This window comes from Flavonifractor sp. An10 (genome assembly GCF_002161215.1).
In the GTDB taxonomy this organism is placed as follows: Bacteria; Bacillota; Clostridia; order Oscillospirales; family Oscillospiraceae; genus Flavonifractor; species Flavonifractor avistercoris.
The window spans coordinates 228,323-246,955 of record NZ_NFMB01000006.1; the positions used below are offsets into that span (position 1 = coordinate 228,323).

General features: G+C 50.5%; 19 protein-coding genes. 9 read left to right on the forward strand and 10 right to left on the reverse strand.

The window, feature by feature from the left end; all coding sequences use genetic code 11:
• Positions 1-22: 22 nt before the first annotated feature.
• The 6 genes from B5E42_RS12340 (at position 23) to B5E42_RS12365 (ending at position 6,131) form a co-directional block, all read left to right on the forward strand.
• Positions 23-1,057 carry an AAA family ATPase gene (locus B5E42_RS12340; protein ID WP_087240084.1) on the forward strand — a complete coding sequence of 345 codons (1,035 nt, stop codon included), beginning with the start codon at positions 23-25 and terminating at the stop codon, positions 1,055-1,057.
• A 221-nt stretch (positions 1,058-1,278) separates the two neighbouring features.
• Positions 1,279-1,596, forward strand: coding sequence for a hypothetical protein (locus tag B5E42_RS12345; protein WP_087240087.1), 318 nt, complete (start codon positions 1,279-1,281; stop codon positions 1,594-1,596).
• Between the two features lie 49 nt (positions 1,597-1,645).
• Positions 1,646-2,896, forward strand: coding sequence for a relaxase/mobilization nuclease domain-containing protein (locus B5E42_RS12350; RefSeq protein ID WP_255397029.1), 1,251 nt, complete (start codon positions 1,646-1,648; stop codon positions 2,894-2,896).
• 41 nt (positions 2,897-2,937) lie between these two features.
• Positions 2,938-3,147, forward strand: coding sequence for a hypothetical protein (locus tag B5E42_RS12355; protein WP_087240091.1), 210 nt, complete (start codon positions 2,938-2,940; stop codon positions 3,145-3,147).
• A 43-nt stretch (positions 3,148-3,190) separates the two neighbouring features.
• Positions 3,191-4,894: a recombinase family protein gene (locus B5E42_RS12360; protein WP_162613982.1), complete on the forward strand. Its 1,704-nt coding sequence runs from the start codon at positions 3,191-3,193 to the stop codon at positions 4,892-4,894.
• Positions 4,860-6,131: a recombinase family protein gene (locus B5E42_RS12365; RefSeq protein ID WP_087240095.1), complete on the forward strand. Its 1,272-nt coding sequence runs from the start codon at positions 4,860-4,862 to the stop codon at positions 6,129-6,131. The genes B5E42_RS12360 and B5E42_RS12365 overlap by 35 nt, the downstream gene beginning before the upstream one ends.
• 238 nt (positions 6,132-6,369) lie before the next feature.
• On the opposite strand, the gene B5E42_RS18940 is transcribed toward B5E42_RS12365, so the two are convergent.
• From B5E42_RS18940 to B5E42_RS12415, 10 genes are all read right to left on the reverse strand, one after another.
• Positions 6,370-6,939, reverse strand: coding sequence for a hypothetical protein (locus B5E42_RS18940; RefSeq protein WP_162613983.1), 570 nt, complete (start codon positions 6,937-6,939; stop codon positions 6,370-6,372).
• 170 nt (positions 6,940-7,109) lie between these two features.
• Entirely contained in the window at positions 7,110-8,438 is a 1,329-nt protein-coding gene (locus B5E42_RS12375) for an FRG domain-containing protein (RefSeq protein WP_087240099.1), read from the reverse strand.
• A gap of 65 nt (positions 8,439-8,503) precedes the next feature.
• Entirely contained in the window at positions 8,504-9,439 is a 936-nt protein-coding gene (locus tag B5E42_RS12380) for a recombinase family protein (protein WP_087240101.1), read from the reverse strand.
• A gap of 72 nt (positions 9,440-9,511) precedes the next feature.
• On the reverse strand, positions 9,512-11,038 hold the full coding sequence (locus tag B5E42_RS12385) for a recombinase family protein (protein ID WP_087240103.1): 1,527 nt from the start codon (positions 11,036-11,038) through the stop codon (positions 9,512-9,514).
• Entirely contained in the window at positions 11,035-11,748 is a 714-nt protein-coding gene (locus B5E42_RS12390) for a TIGR02391 family protein (protein ID WP_072849863.1), read from the reverse strand. Before B5E42_RS12390 ends, B5E42_RS12385 begins: the two co-directional genes overlap by 4 nt.
• The gene (locus B5E42_RS12395; RefSeq protein WP_072849865.1) at positions 11,745-12,098 is read right to left on the reverse strand and encodes a helix-turn-helix transcriptional regulator; all 354 of its coding nucleotides are present in this window, start codon (positions 12,096-12,098) and stop codon (positions 11,745-11,747) included. Before B5E42_RS12395 ends, B5E42_RS12390 begins: the two co-directional genes overlap by 4 nt.
• Positions 12,099-12,778: 680 nt before the next feature.
• Positions 12,779-13,777 (reverse strand): Shedu immune nuclease family protein, encoded by a 999-nt coding sequence (locus B5E42_RS12400; RefSeq protein ID WP_084730580.1) that lies wholly within the window; start codon positions 13,775-13,777, stop codon positions 12,779-12,781.
• 39 nt (positions 13,778-13,816) lie between these two features.
• Positions 13,817-14,728 (reverse strand): NotI family restriction endonuclease, encoded by a 912-nt coding sequence (locus B5E42_RS12405; RefSeq protein WP_072849867.1) that lies wholly within the window; start codon positions 14,726-14,728, stop codon positions 13,817-13,819.
• 1 nt (position 14,729) lies between these two features.
• Entirely contained in the window at positions 14,730-15,920 is a 1,191-nt protein-coding gene (locus B5E42_RS12410; RefSeq protein ID WP_022345027.1) for a DNA cytosine methyltransferase, read from the reverse strand.
• Complete coding sequence (locus B5E42_RS12415) at positions 15,907-16,089, reverse strand: DNA-binding protein (protein ID WP_072849942.1); 183 nt, start codon at positions 16,087-16,089, stop codon at positions 15,907-15,909. Before B5E42_RS12415 ends, B5E42_RS12410 begins: the two co-directional genes overlap by 14 nt.
• 214 nt (positions 16,090-16,303) lie before the next feature.
• Here B5E42_RS12415 and B5E42_RS12420 point away from each other — a divergent pair, with 214 nt between their 5' ends.
• From B5E42_RS12420 to mobV, 3 genes are all read left to right on the forward strand, one after another.
• A complete protein-coding gene (locus B5E42_RS12420; protein WP_242949210.1) occupies positions 16,304-17,167 on the forward strand; it encodes a sigma factor-like helix-turn-helix DNA-binding protein in 864 nt (287 codons plus the stop codon).
• A 267-nt stretch (positions 17,168-17,434) separates the two neighbouring features.
• Positions 17,435-17,647, forward strand: a complete 213-nt coding sequence (locus B5E42_RS12425; RefSeq protein WP_072849870.1) for a phosphoribosylglycinamide formyltransferase — start codon at positions 17,435-17,437, stop codon at positions 17,645-17,647.
• A gap of 9 nt (positions 17,648-17,656) precedes the next feature.
• The gene (gene mobV, locus B5E42_RS12430) at positions 17,657-18,613 is read left to right on the forward strand and encodes a MobV family relaxase (protein WP_072849872.1); all 957 of its coding nucleotides are present in this window, start codon (positions 17,657-17,659) and stop codon (positions 18,611-18,613) included.
• Positions 18,614-18,633 lie beyond the last annotated feature (20 nt).

Below are 18,633 nucleotides of genomic sequence, written 5' to 3' on the forward strand. Positions count from 1 at the left end.
CCAGATTAACAAGGAGGTCAATATGAAAAAGCTGGATACCATCGACGCGGATACTCTGCTGGGCATCCCCTACGAGCCGCCTGCCTTTGTGGTGGATGACCTGCTGCCCCAGGGACTCCACCTGCTGGCGGGAGCTCCGAAAATCGGCAAGTCCTGGCTGGCCCTGTGGCTGTGCCTTCGGGTAGCCCAGGGTCAGCCCCTCTGGAATTTCGCCATCCGCCCGTGTGAGGTGCTCTATCTCTGTCTGGAGGACAGCTTTCAGCGCATCCAGAGCCGCCTCCTTGACCTCACCGAGGACGCGCCGCCCGCGCTGCACTTCGCCGTGATGGCGGAGCAGCTCCGCAGCGGGCTGGTGGAGCAAATCGAGCAGTTCCTCCGGGAGCACCCGGCCACTGGTCTGGTGGTCATCGACACGCTCCAGCGCATCCGGAGTGCGGGCAGCGAGGCCAATCCCTACGCCAGCGACTACCGGGACATCGGTGTTCTCAAAGCTCTGGCAGACCGGCACAACATCGCCGTTCTGTTGATCCACCACCTGCGGAAGCTGAGCGACGACGACCCCATGAACATGATCTCCGGCACCACCGGGCTCAGCGGCGCCACAGACTCCAACTTTGTGCTCCGAAAAATCAAGCGCAGGGAGAACACCGCCACCCTCTACTGCACGGGGCGAGACATTCCCTACCGGGAACTGTCCCTGGAGTTCGACGGGGAGACCCACATCTGGAACCTGCTCTCCGACGACTGTACCCAGGTGGATCAGTCCGGCGGGCGGATTTCTTTCCTCCTCTCTGCACTGTTGCGGGAGCAGCCAGAGATCTGTGCCCCTGCCAAGGTGCTGCTGGAGAAGCTCGACCCTGGCGGTGTCGAAGGGCTGACGCCCAACAGCCTCTCCCACCAGATCCGCAAAAGCGTTGACACTCTAAGGCGAAGCGGCATCGTGGTGACCTTCCGCAAGAGCAACGGGGAGCGGCTCATCTGCCTGAAGAGGGTCGATGGTGTCGATGATCTTCCTTCCGAAAAGATCGTCACCATCGGCCCTGTTGGCAACGTCTGACCATCCACTGGAGCTCCCGCCGAAGCCCAGCGAAGCGGGTTCGGCGGGAAGAGGAGGAGCAAGGGAGCGGAGTAAGGAATACCCCCGCAGGGGTGTTCCGCGCGGAGCGGACTTTGCTCCGACGAGGGCAAGCATCGCGTCCGGCTATACGCCGGCCACAGTTCCGGGGCGCTGCCCCGTCCCCCAGCCCCTGAAGGGGAGTATGGAAGAAGGAGATGTAAATGCAGAGAGAACACAAAACGGAGCTCATTACCCTGCGGGTGACGCCCCGGGTCAAGGAGGCCATCCGAAAACGGGCGAGGGAGGCCGGCCTGACGGTCACCGACTACCTGTGTTACAGCGGCCTTGCAAAAGAGATCATCCGGGTGGACGGTCTGGACAAGGTGCTGTCCGAGCTGAAGGCCCAGGGGCGCAACCTGAACCAGCTCACCACGCTGGCCCACATGGGGAAGATCACCGTCGTGTACGGGGACAGGCTGGCGGAGGGCTACGGGCGGATCAGTGAACAGCTTCGGCAGCTGTTACGGGAGGTGACCTGAGATAGCTACTTTCACCGCCATCAAGAACCGGGGCGGTGGCCGGGGCGCTCTGGGTGGGGTGCTGCGGTATGTCCAGCAGGAGGAAAAGACGATGTGGGAGGGGCGTCAGCTGGTGACCGGCTGGAACTGTATCGCACAATCTGCCTATACCGAGATGCAGCTCACCAAGGAGCAGTTCCACAAAACGGACGGACGGCAGTACTACCACTTCGTCCAGTCCTTCGGGGAGCAGGACGGCCTGATGCCCCAGGAGCTCCACGCTATGGGCCTGGAGCTGGCCAAGCGGGAGTTCCCGGACTTCGAGGTGCTGGTGGCCACCCATGTGGACACGGCCCATCCGCATAACCACCTGGTGGTGAACAGCGTCAGCTTCCAGGACGGCCGCAAGCTCCACCAGAGCGCCGCCGACCTCCAGGCACACCGGCTGGCCAGCGACCAGATCTGCATTGCCCACGGGCTGGAGATCCTGCCGCCGCCCCAGCGGCGTGTCAGGCAGAAACGGATGGGTACCCGGGAGTACCGCTCCGCCGCCAAGGGCCAGAGCTGGAAGTTCCGGCTCATGAACACCATCGACCAGTGTATGCGGTGCGCTGCCACCAGAGAGGATTTCATCTCTCTAATGGAGAGCAACGGCTATCAAGTGCGCTGGACGGATGGTCGGAAGTATATCACTTACACCGCGCCGGGCGGCATGAAGTGCCGGGACGACCGGCTCCACGAGGAAAAGTACACCAAGGAGGTCATGGAACGTGAATTCCGAATCCGGGCAGAGATTGTCCATGGAAGAATTGAAACAGCGGAATCTGCCGCCTGCGAATCCGTCCCAGCGGGACTGGGACGAGCTGCTAGCGCAGCTGAACCGTCTGGAGGCCAGCGTTGGCGCACAGGAGGCCCACGCGCGGGCGCTGAGCCGGCAGGTGGGGCAGCTCCCCACCCGGGAGCAGCTGGAGGCGCTGGCGCGGGAGGTGGCCCAGGTGCGGGCGGAGCTGAAACAGGCTGGGAAAAAGAAAGAGATCTCTATCTCACCGCCCAGTCTGGAATCGGCGCTGTCGGTGATGATCTGGCTGGCCCTGATTTTGCTGGCGGCCATGGTGGGTATGGTGGTCTTGCAGGCGATCTGGTCCGGCTTGGCCGCGCTCTGGAGCGCGGTGCGGACGCTGATCCCGTGAGAGACGCCACCACGACATACCAGCACGCCGACCACAGGCTCCTGCAAAAGGAGCGGCAGAAAAAGATCGCCCTCGGCCACAAAGAGGACGACCACGAGGAAGAACCAACCTGGCAGCAGGCCATGCGCTGAGCGTGGCCTGCTGATTGCCCCTGGGGGGCAGAAAGAGGTCTATGGGGAAGCATAAGCAAAAAGCGGAGTTGTTCAGCGTGATGTACTCCTATGTGGGGACAGACACACAGTTCGACGAGTTCCTGAAAATGATGATTCACGACTACCTGGCCGTGGACCATCCCTGTATAAAATCCGAACCCCAAATTGTTGGTTCCGTAGAACTTGAGAAAATACAACCGGTTCCCGTGGCTATTGGAAAGAACCTGTGATATGTTGTGTTGCGCAAGCAGACGTGGTGGAAAGGAGGTGCCTATGAAGGTCTGGCTGTACTATCGCCTCTCTCGGGACGAGGACGAGGAACTCAACTCCCTGAGCAATCAGAGGAAAATCATCTACAACTACGCCGTCAGCAACGGCCATGAAGTGGTGGGGGAATCCTTTGATGACAATGTGAGCGGGATGCACTTCAACCGCCCCGGCATCGACCGGATTTACGAGGCGGTGGAGTCCGGCCTCATGGAGGCCATTGTGGTGAAGGACTTGTCCCGTCTGGGGCGCCACCGCACCCAGACGGCCCTGTTCATTGACTACCTGCGGGAACACGATGTCCGGGTGCTCTCCGCCACGGAAAACATCGACACCTTCAATGAGAATGACGACCTGATCATCGGATTCAAGGGCCTGGTCAACGACTTCTACGCCCGGGACGGCAGCCGCCGGGTACGCACCGGCTACCGGCAGAAGCAGAAGGAGGGCATCGTGCTCATCCCTCCCTTCGGCTACTTCAAGGATAAAAACACCAAGCGGGTGGTGGTCGTGGAAGAGGCGGCGGAGACCGTGCGCATGATCTTCACCGCCTACACCGGCGGACAGGGGGTGAAGGCCATCGCCCGGACTCTCAATGAGCAGAAGCGAAAAACACCGGCCCAGATCCAGCGGTATCTGCTGCGCAAACGACTGCCAAACACCCACGAAAAGGTCCTGAAGAAATACCTGTGGGACGGCACCATGGTCAGACGGATCTTACGGGATGAGAGTTACATCGGCACCCTGATCTGCCACAAGAGTGAGCGCAACAAGATCAACAAGACCTTCCGCTTCACCGAGGCGGCGGAGCAGTTCCGGCACGAGAACTATTTCCCGCCTATTGTGTCCAGGGAGATCTGGGAACAGGCCCAGGCGCTTCTCCGGGATCGAAAAGAGAGGAATGTCCGGGCGGGGACAAACCGGGGTGTGCTCCGGTACGGCGGCCTGCTCCGGTGCGAGGACTGCGGCCGCACCTTCGTGGGCAAACGGGTCAAACTGAGAAGTGGCGAACGGGTGGAGTACCGCTGTGATACCTACCACCGCTACGGGAAAGAGCACTGTACCGCCCACACCGTGGATGAGGACGTGCTGGATGAGCTGATCACAAAGGAACTGCTCCGGACGAAGCGGATGTATCAGGCCAATTTTCAGTCCATGGAGAAGCTGATCGAACAGTGGCGGCCCAAAGCGACTACTGCTGCGGCACAGATAAAAAAGCTGGCTGATAAGATCACTCAGTTGGAGGAGGAAATGGAGGCCATTCTCATGGAACGGATCCGGGACAAGGCCAATGCAGAGCGTTACGACCGCATGATTCAGAAGCGGGAGGCGGAAATTGCCGCGGCGAAGCAGCGGATTCAGGAGCTGCAAAATATTGAGGCGACACTCCGCAGCCGGCAGTCCAAGCTGAAGCGGGACATCGGCATGATGGACGATATCCTGAAAGAGGGCAAGCTCTCGGAGGCCCATCTGAGGATGCTGGTGGATAAAATCTATGTCCACGAGGAGGACGGAAAGCTGTCCCTGGATATCCGTCTGAAAGCCCCCTTCCAGGACCATCTGGACATCTATGAAAGCGGCAGGCAGACGGAATGCTTTGTGCCGCAAGAGGGCGGCTTTGAACGCCTGGAGAGCCTGATTATGACAGAAGCTCTGGAAGTTGAGGACGATAACAATGCGGGTTTGGATCTACACCCGGCTGTCTCATGACGATGACCGGGAGACAAATTCTCTGAGAAATCAGCGGGAGATCTGCCGTGCCTTCGCCGAGCAGCACGGCTGGCCGGTCGTCGGGGAGTCCGCCGATGACAATGCCAGCGGCATGAGCTTCAGCCGCTGCGGGCTGGATCAGATCACAGAGGCCGTGGAACACGGCAGGATCGACGGCGTGGTGGTCAAAGATCTGTCCCGCCTGGGCCGGCACCGCACCCAGACCGCCCTGCTCATCGATTACCTGCGTGAGCAGGGTGTCCGGATGCTCTCCGCCACGGAAGGGCTAGATACCTTCCGGGAGGAGGATGACCTGGTCATCGGCGTCCGGGGCCTGATGAACGACTATTACGCCAGGGATATCGGGAAAAAGATCCGCTCCGGCTACCGGCAGAAGCAGAGAGATGGTATCGTGATCACGCCGCCCTTCGGGTACTGGAAGAACCGGAATACCGGCGAAATCAAGATCCAGCCGGAGGCCGCAGAGACGGTACGGATGATCTACACGCTGTACCTGGCAGGCTGCGGGCAGAGGGAGATTGCCCGCCAGCTCAATGTGCTGGGGCGTAAAACTCCTGCGCAGCTCCGTGCCGAGCACTGCGGCCGGGAGGTGCGGGCCACGCACAAAACCAGGGAGGGAAATTACCTCTGGACGTATGCCAGTGTCAAGAATGTGCTGGTGGAGGAGAGCTACACCGGCGTACTGGTAAATCACCGCTCGGAAACCCACGGGGGAAAGGTGAAGAGGTTGCCCCAGAACGAGTGGTATCGACATGAGGGCTTCTTCCCGGTTATTATCTCAAGAGAACAGTGGGAGGCCGTTCGGCGGCGGCTAAAAGAGCAGGCCCGCCCCGCCAACGGGAACAAGGCCAAACACCGCTACGCCGGGCTGTTGACCTGCCAGGACTGCGGCAATCCCTTTGTTCCTATGATCCGGTACTGGCGTGGAAACCGACGGGTGGAATATGTGTGCCGTGGCTACCAGAGAAATGGAAAAAGCTACTGTGGTTCTCATCGGATTCACGAGGAGACGCTGGATGCTAGGGTGTGGGAGTATCTCACAGCGGTCCGGGACAGCCGTGTCAAAGAGCAGGAACAGATTGTAAAGTTGCAAAAAATGTGGGCGTTGAGGAAACCGGTCCTCGACGCCCACATTTTTGTGCTACGGGAGAAAATTCAGAAGTTGGAACGAGAGATTGATGGGATTGTAATGAAGCGAATATCAATCATACTGTAATCAAACAACAGATTGAAGCCATTACCTGTTGCATCTTGCCAAATATTTTAGTTTCTATGAGATCAAGGGGGGAAAACGGGAGTTTGTCAAGTAGATGGCACAGCAAGCAAAAGATGAAGAGCACAGGATACAGATAGAAAACAGTATAAAACATACTAAAGGTGGGGCGTCGCCCCAAAATGATGACGCCCTGTCTTTCTTATGTTTATATGATTTAGCGTATTCAAAGAGAATAAACTTATTTGCTAAATTGGGGAAAAGCAAAAGATAGCTTTTCGCCGAACGTGTACTCCCAGTATCGATATAGCCAGTAATATTTTTCCTTAATATGAAGATTTTCTGTGTTAAGTCCATCGTTAAGTTTTTTCAACTGATATTGCGCGGTATCCTTATCAGCAATTCCCAAATAATCTATAAACCAAAACCCATCATTTTCTTTTAGCACGTGTTCCAATGAGTTAACACCAACATCTGGCTTAAAGAATTCAAATAAGTTCTGAGAAACGATGATGCGAGGATAAATAGCGTCATTTAATTCCAGCTGATAAGCTTCAATAAGCGCTTGGCTAAACATAAAATCATTTTCTTTGTAGTGTTTCCCATATGCAATCGCACCACGACAAAGAATGGAATTATAAAGCAATTGAAGCTGATATTCTGCTAAAATTGTAATCAGCTTACGATAATTCTCTTTATTCAGGGATAGTGAAAAAATAATCGAATCGGAAAACTGTGTAATGTTGCAGTCGGTAATTTTTCTGGTTCTTTCGTTTAGATTTTTCAACGTTTCAAAGTAATAAGTTCGCACTTCATCTCGTTGGGGGAATAGGTGGTTTCATATTAGCCAAAGAAAACAAATAATCCGAACCCCTCTCCTATTGGAAACAAGTCCGGATTATATTGGTTTGGAAGGGACGGTTAAAATCGATATTTTTGATTGGGTAATTGTAAGCCTACGATAAATGCTACCAGCTTATCCTATCTCTCTACCTCAATCTCACGCCCCTGGCCATATAACATTGTATAGATTCCATCTCTATACTTCTTTTGTTCTGGTCGTATATGAATTATATTGCCAATTTCCTTTTCAATATCTATGGAATCATACATTGCGTTAATCCGTTCCATAATGCTCGGAGCAATGGGATAATCGACTTTGTCCTGAATGATTTTTATAGTATTTCCCTCAAAACTCCACCCAGCAAAAGCTGTTTTCAATTCCTTGGCATTGGGGAATAACGACAGATCAACCTGTTCCCATTCAAATAGTGCATTCAAATCATCTTCTGAAAAAGTCCAAGAATTTTGCATGGCTGTGAGAACCGGTCTTGCCTCCGAAAGCCCCTCATAAGGAAAAACTTTTTTCCCGCCATCCATCAGTTCAAAGACTTTTTCTGAGAGCTTTTGTGTTTGCTTAAATCGCAGTTTCTCAAATTTCGGATTTTCCTGCAGGGGAACATCTTTACACATTGGGAATATATACCCGCTCTGTGCACGGCATCGCAGGAAGGGCTGAAAGCCTATTTGAAATGCAATCCCGTCCCAATCTCCGGAATCAGCCGCACGCCTTATTTCACCGCTCTCCATTCCCATAAGTTTTTTGTACGCTTTTGATTCAAAGTTAGGCATGGGCTGGAAGTAGTCTATCGTCCAGTTCGGTGCGTGAAAAATGACCCCATATCGTGTCTTTTCCGATTGCTCAATATCTTTCTTTGTAAGCGGATAATAAGAATCCGTTTTCGCATCATAACGGCTTGTGGCAAAAAACAGCGCAGTCTTAAAATCATTGGTCAAATCGAGCAGATGCGTTTCAAAGCCATAGTGCTGAGCAAGTGCCAGATCGTTTATATCACTCAATGTGGCTATCCACCGAGAAGTAATATGAATATTCCATAAGAATTCGGAAAATTGATGAATACGCATATGAGAAATTGCCCGATAGAGTTCTTGATCCCTCGGTGACATTCCCGTTATTTTTCGGTTAAGACTGGGCACAGTTTTGTCATAGGCCGCCCGCTCTCCCCTAAAAAAGTGCCGGGAACTTCCAAAAGTTAAGGCATCTCCAAATGGATATGATACGATTGAGCCGGCGACATTGAGGACTCTAATTTGTTCAAGCAGAAATTCAGTAAGGCTGTTTCCAGGGTGTGTATCTTGATATATTACTTCACTGCGAACTTGCTTGGCCCACAGCTCATCCTCCCTCGCAAGATCCAACAGAGAAAAAATATCCTTTTCACTGATACCATGAGGAATGTTCGACCCAACTTCCCCTTGGAATAGCCAGCCAGAATCAGAATATTTCATGTGATCCTCCCTGTGCCATTATCTTAATTTGCTTCCTCCGTCCATAGACATCTGAACTGATTATATCACAACATCTGCTCCATTTGTACTGCGTGTTTAATGTGTCCTTTCATCTCTTGCACCCGGTTAAAAGTTTTCTGGTCAATGATAGGCTCATGAGCATTCTCCACCAGGTACATCTCCAACCGCCCACGGTTCTTTTCTTTTTTGCCCGTCAGAAAATCCGGCACGTAGGTCTTCTGCATCAAAACCTGGCCTACATACTTCTCGTTGCTCAGCATCCGGTCGATGGTGGAAGTACTCCACTCTGATTTTCCAGTGACTGTTTTGATGCCATGGGACTCAAGGTACTTCTTAATTTTTCGTACTCCGTTTCCTTGCACATAGAGGTTAAAAATCGTTCTGACAATTTCGGCCTCCTCGGGAACGATCTGCAATACGCCGTCAGGCCCTTTGGTATAACCGAGAAATCGGGTGTGGTTGAGGAGCGTCTTGCCGCTCCTCATGCGGTGGCGGATGCCAAACTTGATGTTCTCGCTGCGGAAGTGGCTCTCCGCCTGATCCAAAGCAGCCAGTTGGTCAATGATACTGTCACTGGTAGTCAATGTGTTGATGCCTCCGGTTTCGATATAAACACCGATATTCATACGCTTTAACCTCCGTATCTGTTTGATTGTTTCTACTGTGTCCCGCCCAAACCGGCTGAGGGACTTCACTAAAATCAGGTCGATCTTCTTTCTCCTGCAATCTTTAAGCAGCTGCTGATAGCCGGGGCGATGATTCTTTCGCAGGCCCGAAGCGGTATCATAGTAAACAAAGACAAACCGCCAATAAGGATTTTGCTGAATGTATTCGGTATAAAACTCGATTTGGTTCTTCAGACTATTCTGCTGCTCCTCATGGCCCGTGCTGACCCTGCAGTAAGCCGCCACCCTAAGCTGCTGGCCCCAAATAGGTACAAGATTCTTACTTTGTGATATCTCGATAACATTTCCGGACATGACAAAACCTCCATGTTTTCTACTCATGTATTCATGAGCAGTATAACATGGAGGTTTCGATAAAAAGAGAAGCTACATTTCAGCCTCGTTTATAAGGCCAAAATGTAGCTCCCAGCTTGGTGCAGTTGAGCAATCCAAATCCGAACCTGTTTTCTGATCGGCCAATGCGGTTTTGAGGTCATCAAAAGTGATGGTCGTTGTCCCTTCCTTGTAGTTGAAGGTTATCACCATTTTGTCATCGTACAGGAAAATGGCGTTGATAAAAGTGTCAATCAGCATCTTGCGGTGGGACTTTTGCCGTACATCTAGCTTGCGGAAGCGGTGGAGCCAGAAGGTCATAAACTCGGCGCTCACCTTGGGCTTCGCCAGTTTCTCGCAGGCTATCTTGGTTTCCAGTTCCTCTTTCGTGGCTTCCAGTTCTTCCAGACGGCCTTTCGTGGACTTGGTTAAAATCCCCTGTTGGATGGCGTTCAAGAGGTTTTGAATGGCCGTGTCCGTTTCCCGCAATTGCTGTTCATAGAGCGGCAGATTGACATTCTCTCTGTCCTGCAAGTCCATCAGCATGGACACGATGGCCTCAATCGCCTTATCGTCCATCACCATTCTCATGGTTTCACTGACCACCAAATCCTCGATCCACTCTTTACGGACAGATTTTTTATGGCACTCGGTGCGCTTCTTTTTCACGGACACGCACTTGTAGTAGTGGTGGACATTCCCCGTGTGGCTGGTGCCGCTCTCCCCGCAAAGATAGGCCCCGCAATAGCCGCAGAACAGCTTGGTCGTCAGCAGATAATCGTCCTCAGCCTTGTGGCGGGCCGGAGCCTTTTTGTTCTTTGCCAGTTTCTGCTGCACCCGGTCAAAGAGGTCTTGGGGGACAATAGCGGGAATGCCATCCGGCACCACAATGTCCCGGTAGGTGTATTCTCCGATATAGCGGCGGTTGCTCAAAAGGTGCTGCACGCTGTTGTAGGTCATCTTCTGGCCCCGTGTATTCTTCACACCCTGTTCGTTGAGCCAGTCCCGGATCTGGGTCATAGTGGCCCCCTCGTCATACCGCTGGAACGCCTCACGGACAAAAGGGGCGGTGAGCGGGTCAAGCTGGAAACACTGGTCGCTGTCAATCAGATAGCCGATAGGACGGGTGCCGCCGTTATACTTGGATTTCAAGGCATTTTCCGTCATGCCCCGAACTACCTTTTCGGACAGGTCAGCGGAGTAGTATTCGGCATAACCCTCCAGCACGCTTTCCAGAATGATGCCCTCGGCCCCGTCGGAAATGACCTCGGTGGCGGACACCACCTTGACCCCGTTCTTTTTCAGAGCGGCCTTGTAGCGGGCGCTGTCGTAGCGGTTGCGGGCAAACCTGTCCAGCTTCCAGACGATAATCATATCGAATAAGTGCTTGCCGCTGTCCTTGATCATGTTCTGAAATTCCGGGCGGTTGTCGGTCTTGGCGGAAAAGGCCCGGTCAATGTAGTGGCGCAGGATGGTGATACCGTTCTTCTCGGCAAAGGCGGTACACTCTCTAATCTGGCCCTCAATGCTTTCCTCCCGCTGGTTGTCGGAGGAATAGCGGGCATAGATAACGGCTTTCATATTCTCACCTCGCCGCTTGTTAAAATACCCATCATTTGACTTGCCTGCACGATCCGTTCAAAAGCTTCTCTTTGTGAGCAAGTTAGATTTGCGTGCATAGAGGGGTTCCGGTAAGCCATAAAAGCACCCTCAAAGATAGACTTAACACCTTTACGAAAATTGGCTCCGCTTATTTCTGATGTATCGCAAAACTGATAGAAGCCATTGTCTGAAAGTAATGCGCCAATTAAACCCGCTGCATCTTTAGGAATGGGAGAGTTCGGTTTTCCTTCCTTAAACAATTCTCGCATTCGAGTTTCAACTTCTTTAATGGCGGCTTCACCGGCGGCGGCAAAATGACCATCACAAAACAGCCCTTTTGAAACAGCAATGATTCGAGGGTGAATGTCCTGCCAAACCCGAGTATCTATCGGTTCCGAAGAAATGTGTTTGATAATTATGAAAAGCTCTCCAAACGCGGCTGAATTCAACAGCATCATGCCATAAGGAGGCTGGGGAGCAGAAAAAAGTATGTTCTTTATCTCTAATAATTCATGGCCATAAAATGGGTATTCGTACTGAATATTTGTCGAAATCGTCTGCAACTCATTTTGTATTTTCCAACAATCGGTTTGGAGAAACGCTGGTAAGGCTCCTGTTGAAAGTTGGGCGTTGGTACGCTGTAGCCAGTCTTTTATTGCAGAAATTTCTTTTTCATATATAACCTTCATTCTCCATCCTCCATCATACGGAACAGTGTTTCCTTTAGCTTTTCGTTCATAGGAGATTGTGGGTCAAAACACATCTCAATAAAGCGCCGCATTTCCTCGCGCTCTGGAGCGGCTTTAGGCTTAAACTCGTATATTACTCCCTGGGGCTTGTCCGTCCGGGCAAAGATATAATCTAAGGATACATCAAAGTAATCTGCATAGCGGCGGAATAGTTCCACAGATGGGGTGGACTGCCCATTCTCATAGCGGTTGATACTGGACTGTGTGGAGCCGATGGCCTCAGCCATTTTTACCTGTGAAAGGCCGATACTCTCCCGCAGGGCCTTCAAACGCTTACCCACTTCTTTCATCTTCCAACCTCCTATTCGGGTTAATTTTATTATAACCCGAATTGCACAAATTTTCAACCCGGAAATACAATTCTCCATATGCACCTTGTCTCGTTCCGGCCCACAGGCCGAATAAAGAAATGACGCAGACCAGCCCACCATTCATAGGCTGATCTGCGCCGTTTCTTTAGGTTTTGGATGGGGTGAGGACATAGATGAAGAAATGCAATCTGTGGCCACGCACTGACAAAACCGGGGGTTTCCAAAGGGGGCTTATGCCCCCTTTGGCACACGACCTTGCTTGCAAGGTGTAGTGTGTTATACCTGCTGGCGCGGCTGACAGGGTAAACGGGGTGCGATGCGGTTTGCGCCCCGCTTACACTGGCAGGAAAACGGGCAGGATTTTTGTGAGCGGACGGGAACAAAAATCCCGTTCGTTTTCAGAGAGCACCAGCAGGTATACAAACCTCCGTCCCTCGTCCTCCGTCCCCTACTGATGGGACAAAATGTCCCAAAGATGCGATTACCGTTATCCCTAGATTTAAAAGGGAGGGCAAGCACACTTGGAGCTTGCCCTCCTTGATTACCCATAAAGCAAGACCGGGCAGTGCTGTCAACGGCGCCGCATGAAATGCACCGTTCATCTTGACCGTTGATGCCCCTAGATGGGGTTGCTACTTGCAAGAGAGTGACAAACCTCTTTAAAACGGCCATTCGGAAAAATCTTCTTCCTCGTCAGCAGTTTCATTCTCAATTCCAAGTAGGAGTTTTGCTCGCATTAATAGTTGGTCATAAGTTATGATATGCAATTGATGATATGCGGCATTTAAGATTCGCAAGGCCTTTAATTCATTATCATCCCAGTCAACTGATCGACCGTACACCAACATACATTGAGGTTTGACGGTTTTTGTATCCTCTACCCGTTCCATGAACTCCACGGAATTAGACTGAAGCTCTATTTTATATAAATAGTTCAAGCATTGGGTTATCGCAGCAGTAAGCTGGGAAGAAGGGCATAAATTTCCATGTGAATCTGGCCTTGTCCAAAATGGTAGATCAGGACGCTTTATTTCTACAACATCAAGAAAACCATCGATAGCTCTCATTAAATAATCTGCAATATCTGTGACATCAATATCTCGTTCTGGCAATATATTCAGATATTCGGACCCAAGCACCCATTTATTTCGGCTGAACCAATCTTGCCAATATGATTCAGGATAGCCGCTACTGATAGCTTGCTCAAATTCACTGACTGCACGATTTCTTTCTGCTGCCGTAATAGCAACGCTCAGGTTCTCGGTAAGTATCCCAGATTCATGAAGCTTTTTCACAACTTCTGCATCGGGAATTCCCAAGTCACGAACTTTAGCAAACAACTCGGCAGCATCCTTGTCTACCGAAATAAACTCGGACATTCCCGTGTTTAAGGGCGCATAATACTCTTGAATATACTCAATTAGTTTATCTATCTCTCCACAGGAAAGCGTAATTGATTTGTCTTGCTTTTCATAAAATGTTCCATTGACTTTCCTATATCGAGCAATTTTCAATGAGACTATTTTTTCGCCAGTCGTTTGATGGGTGTTTCTAAAGAAAACTGCTCTTGACGAACTGCGCAAACCAGTTTTTAACTCACACGGCTCAACATACTCTTGGCCTTTAGATGTAAGCTTAACATTCTTCCATTCTTTCATAAGCTTCTCCTAAAAGGGATGAAAATGTAGAAAACCCACTTATTCCATCCCATATAGAGACCTGCGAATAGCATCCCGGTAAACATTGCCTTCTGGTAGATTCATGGAAGAAAAGGCTTCTTGGACTTTGTAAACCGTTGTGCAGTGTTCCTCCAAGATACCAAGAGGAGTAATCGTTCCTTCACCAGTTGTTTCCAGATAGTCATAGGCAAGAAAATGGATAGAAGCTGGTTGTGTTGGAAAGCGTGGAATGCGTTCTTTTCCTCCCAGTCGGTTGAGAACTCGATCGTATACAGCTTTGGGACACACAAAGAACAAGCCTGTTCTACACAAATCCTCTCGCTGCAAAACCTGCCCTTTATAAATCAATTGTGGGATAATACGCTTAGAAACATTTTCCCAGTTCAATCCGACAGTGTCTGCAACGATGTCTCGGTTTTCCATAAGTGAATTGCGGGCTTCACGGTAGTTTCCTGTGGTATCAATAGTTTGGACTTCGATAGCTGTAAATTCAACAAGCTCTCCGGCTCCATCCAAGCGTGCCAACACCCAATCAACAAAGTAGGAGCCTGTCCCGGCCCTTTGGGGCAGTCGTAACTCTCCGCCCCATCCATGCCCAAAAACAGCAATAGCTCCATTTTCCGCTTTGGCTTTTTCTACTGCTGCTCTCCCAGAGTAAAGCCCTAACTCACAGCCAAATGCCTGCTGCGCGACTAAGTGGAGCATCTTGTAATCTTCGGCATAAATCCGATTTGGACAACAGATGACATCCGGAGACCCTGGTGTTTTCTGTCGAACTGCACAGACTCCAGAAATAATTCTATCCCGCGACAAAACTTTTGTGCATTGAGTTCCGAGAAAAGGACAAACCTGACGAGCTGCTGCTGTTGCAGCTTGTGAGGATTTATCTTCTGCACGATAACCGAAAAACTCTGAAATATATCCGGCCATTTTAAGACCCCTCCTCTAAAATGGATTTGAGTGCAAGACCAACAGCTTCTGCCAGCAAAGGAGGTACGGCGTTTCCTACCTGAGCGAACTGCTGTCCTTGCGTGCCAGTAAAGATAAAGTGATCTGGAAAGGATTGTAGGCGGGCGGCCTCTCTAACAGTAAAAGAGCGATCTTGATTGTAATGGAAATAAGCGCCCCAATGAGGATCGCATTTAGTTAAAATAGTCGAAGCCAAACCATCAGGAGTAACACGGCCATATCGCTTGGTGTGATCAGATTTTCTGGCCCTTTTCATACCTTTTGGCAAAAGCTCATCAGGTATATCTGTCCAATTCCCACCAGGCTTAATGTATTTCAATCTCTCTTGATTTTCTTTAGAAAGCCGGGGAGCTTCATGATTATATATTCCACAACTACCGATACGCGCTCGTTTCTGATAATCACACATTGGCTCACATATATATTCTTTTACTTCAGCACCTCTTTCCCCACACTTCAATGGCGGAAGATCGCCAATAGCTTCCTGCACTGTGGTGAATTTAGCAGATGCTTCAGGCGAAGGGAGCTTTACGAGTAACTGGCCGTCAAATGTAGTGGTAAAATTGGGCTTCACTGGCGCATGGTAGAGCGGCTCCGGGAATGCCAAAGAAGGAAGGTTTTTCCCCCTCAAGCCAAGAATGATGGTTCTCCACCTCATTTGGGGGACACCATAATATGCAGCACCAAGGATACGCACATCAGCGCCATACCCCAGTTCTGCCAAAGCATTGAGAATGGCGTGCAGAGTGGCACCATGTTCAAAAGAAACAAGTCCGGGAACATTCTCAATCAAAATTGCCCTTGGAGCAAAAGCATCTACAAAGCGCAAATATTCTTTGAACAAATGATTTCTTTGGTCAAGTACACTTCTGACTGGAGCATTGATTGAAAATCCCTGACACGGAGGACCGCCAGCAAGTAAATCTAACTCTCCACGCTCAATACCAAGTTCTTCTCGAATTTGATTTGCGTCTATACTACGAATATCTGCTGTTAAGACCCTAGCGGAAGGGTGGTTTTTCTGATATGTTGCAGCATAAACAGGCATGATTTCTGAAGCGAATAGACTGTGAAATCCAGCCTCAGAAAGTCCCTCAGACAATCCACCTGCACCCGCAAATAAGTCAATCATTGTCAAATTATTGTTTGTCATCTTTTGTCCTCGCTCTTGTATTGCTATCTTTAGTCGGCTTTTCTGCATTTTCTGGGATGATCCAAATCCGACTCATACGCGCCGCACCGGCAATTCGGTTTTCTTTGCACAAAATTTGGACTTGCCGGGGAGTCACGCCCCATTTTTCAGCGGCTTCCTGTACCGTCATATATCCGTTCACTTGTGACACCTCAAAGTTTGTCTCATGGGGTAATATTAAACCATTATTAGTATATTCGTTTAAGCGAAATTAGGCAAGAGCTTTTTAAGCAACTGCCCGTATATACGCCAAAAATGTTTTTGAATTTTAGGAACAAAAAGTATATACTTATGTCGTATTATAATAGATAACATATTTTAAAGCATAAAAGGAGGTCAGCCCTATGGACGAACCACATCCGCATATGCAAGTAACTTTTCCCTTTGACAGCAACATCCGCTATCTGCCTCTTGTCTATCTTATCCCAGCAGACCAGATCGTCAGGTATCCTACGCTGAATGCACTGCCACGGTGTCTTTCTGAAATAGCGGCATCCGAACCGATGATGGACTTGCTCGACAGCGACGCTTTCTTGAAGGACATCATGGACGCCATAGCTGCTTTGGCCTTTCCGCACTTTGGCTTTGGCGGGTGGAAAGAACACTACACTGGCTACTGTCCAGTTTGGCGGCTCTCCTATGCGCTACCACTTTGGGCCAGCTTAATAGATCAGGAATGTGGTTGGGGATTGCAGCTTTTATTTCGCATGAAGCCTGGAACACAAATTCCGTTCCCAGACGCCGATCAGGTAAGAGAATTATTTGCCCATGTGGTGAAGCGTGCGATTACGGAGCAGGGGTGGCAACCAATTTTGGACATCGTGCGAGAAATACCCTGCGATGAAGATTTTGAAAAATGGGATACCAACGCTCGCAAAGACTTTCTCCGCAGGTGGTATCACACCCGCTCCAAGAAAGTACAGACCGTTTCACTGGAAGGAATGCTGGAAAACAGTGATGACGACAGTCCTATTTTCCATATTCCAGATCCAAGCCAAAATGTAGAGGAATATGTGATCGCTAAGGACTTTGTGGAACGGTTTTTAAAGACCTTGCCCCTGAAAGATCGGCAGATTGTTGAACTGAGACAGGATGGATTTACTTACGAGGAAATTGCGGACAAGCTGGGGTATAAAAACCACAGCGGAGTTATCAAACGAGTGGAGGCGGTAAAAAAGAAACTTCAAAAGTACAGATGCAGCGTATGAAAGCCACGCAGACCAGAAGGTTGTGCGTGGCTTTTTTGCGCTCAAGCCGGATGAAAAGAGGTGAAAATTCCCCCGAATTTTTGAAGGATCGCCGTTCAATGAACGATTGACTGTTTTTGTGTCGGTTATTTTCTGGAGAGCGCGCCACCGTGAAGCGAACGGAGTTCATGGTTTGGCGGGCTTTTTTTCATTTCCGGCAAATCCCACACAAAACAGCGAAACCGAATATTGCTCTTTACGGGGCAGACATAGAAAGGAGAGAGAACAATGGGCATTCGAGAAGAAATCAAGTCCTATATCGTCCGTTCTGGCATGACCATGACAGAGGTAGTGGATAGGCTGTACGACGATTACGATTGGAGCCGCAGCGTTCCCAATCTATCCGGCAAATTGCGTCGGGGTTCCCTGCGATACCAAGAAGCCGTGGAGCTTGCGGATGTGCTGGACTATGACATTGTCTGGGTCAAGCGTAAGCGGTAAGGAGGTACAATGGCACAAAAAGCACAGCACGCAATTTTACGCTTTGCCAAACACAAGGCGGGGCCGGCAGGGGCATTGGAAGCCCACCACGAGCGTACAAAGGAAAAGTACGCCAGCAATCCCGATATTGACATCAGTAAAAGCAAGGACAATTTTCACATTATTCAGCCTACGCAGAAGTACCGAAAGGAAATTGACACTCGCATCAAGGCGGCGGGGTGCCGTACCAGGAAGGACAGCACTATGTTTGTGGACACGCTGATTACCGCCAGCCCGGAGTTCTTCACAGGCCGAAGCAAGAAAGAAGTACAAGCCTACTTCACCGAAGCGGTAGCTTTTATGGAGAAGAAGGTGGGCCGGGGGAACATTTTTTCCGCTGTGGTACACATGGATGAAAAAACACCTCATCTTCACCTGTGCTTTACCCCCATCACAGAGGACGGGCGGCTGTCTGCAAAGGAGATTTTGGGCAACCGGGCGCAGCTTTCAAAATGGCAGGACGAGTTTCACGCCCACATGAAAAAGGTGTTCCCCGTCCTCAAGCGGGGCGAGAGCGCCCTTGTCACCAAGCGCAAGCACATTCCCACATGGTTGTTCAAGCAGTCCGTAGACCTCACCCGGCAACAGCAGGCCATAGAAAAGGCGGTGTCGGAAATCGGGGTGCTGAACGCCGGGAAAAAACGAGACGAAATTTTGGAGATGGTGGGGCCATATTTCTCCCGGCTGGAAAAGCATTTGGGACAGATGAAGAAATACCAAGCCACCATCGACTATCTGACGCAGGAGAACGAGGGCTTGAAGGAAAAGGTCAACAGCGAAAAGAGCATACAGAAGCAGATGGAGGTGTTGACACTGAAAAAGGATAACGAGCGGCTGCGGCGGTTTGTGGACAGTATTCCCCCTGAGGTGCGTCGGATACTCAGAGAGCAGCAGCGCCAGCAGCGACCCAAAGATCACGATCTGTAAACCATCTTTGAGAAAAACGG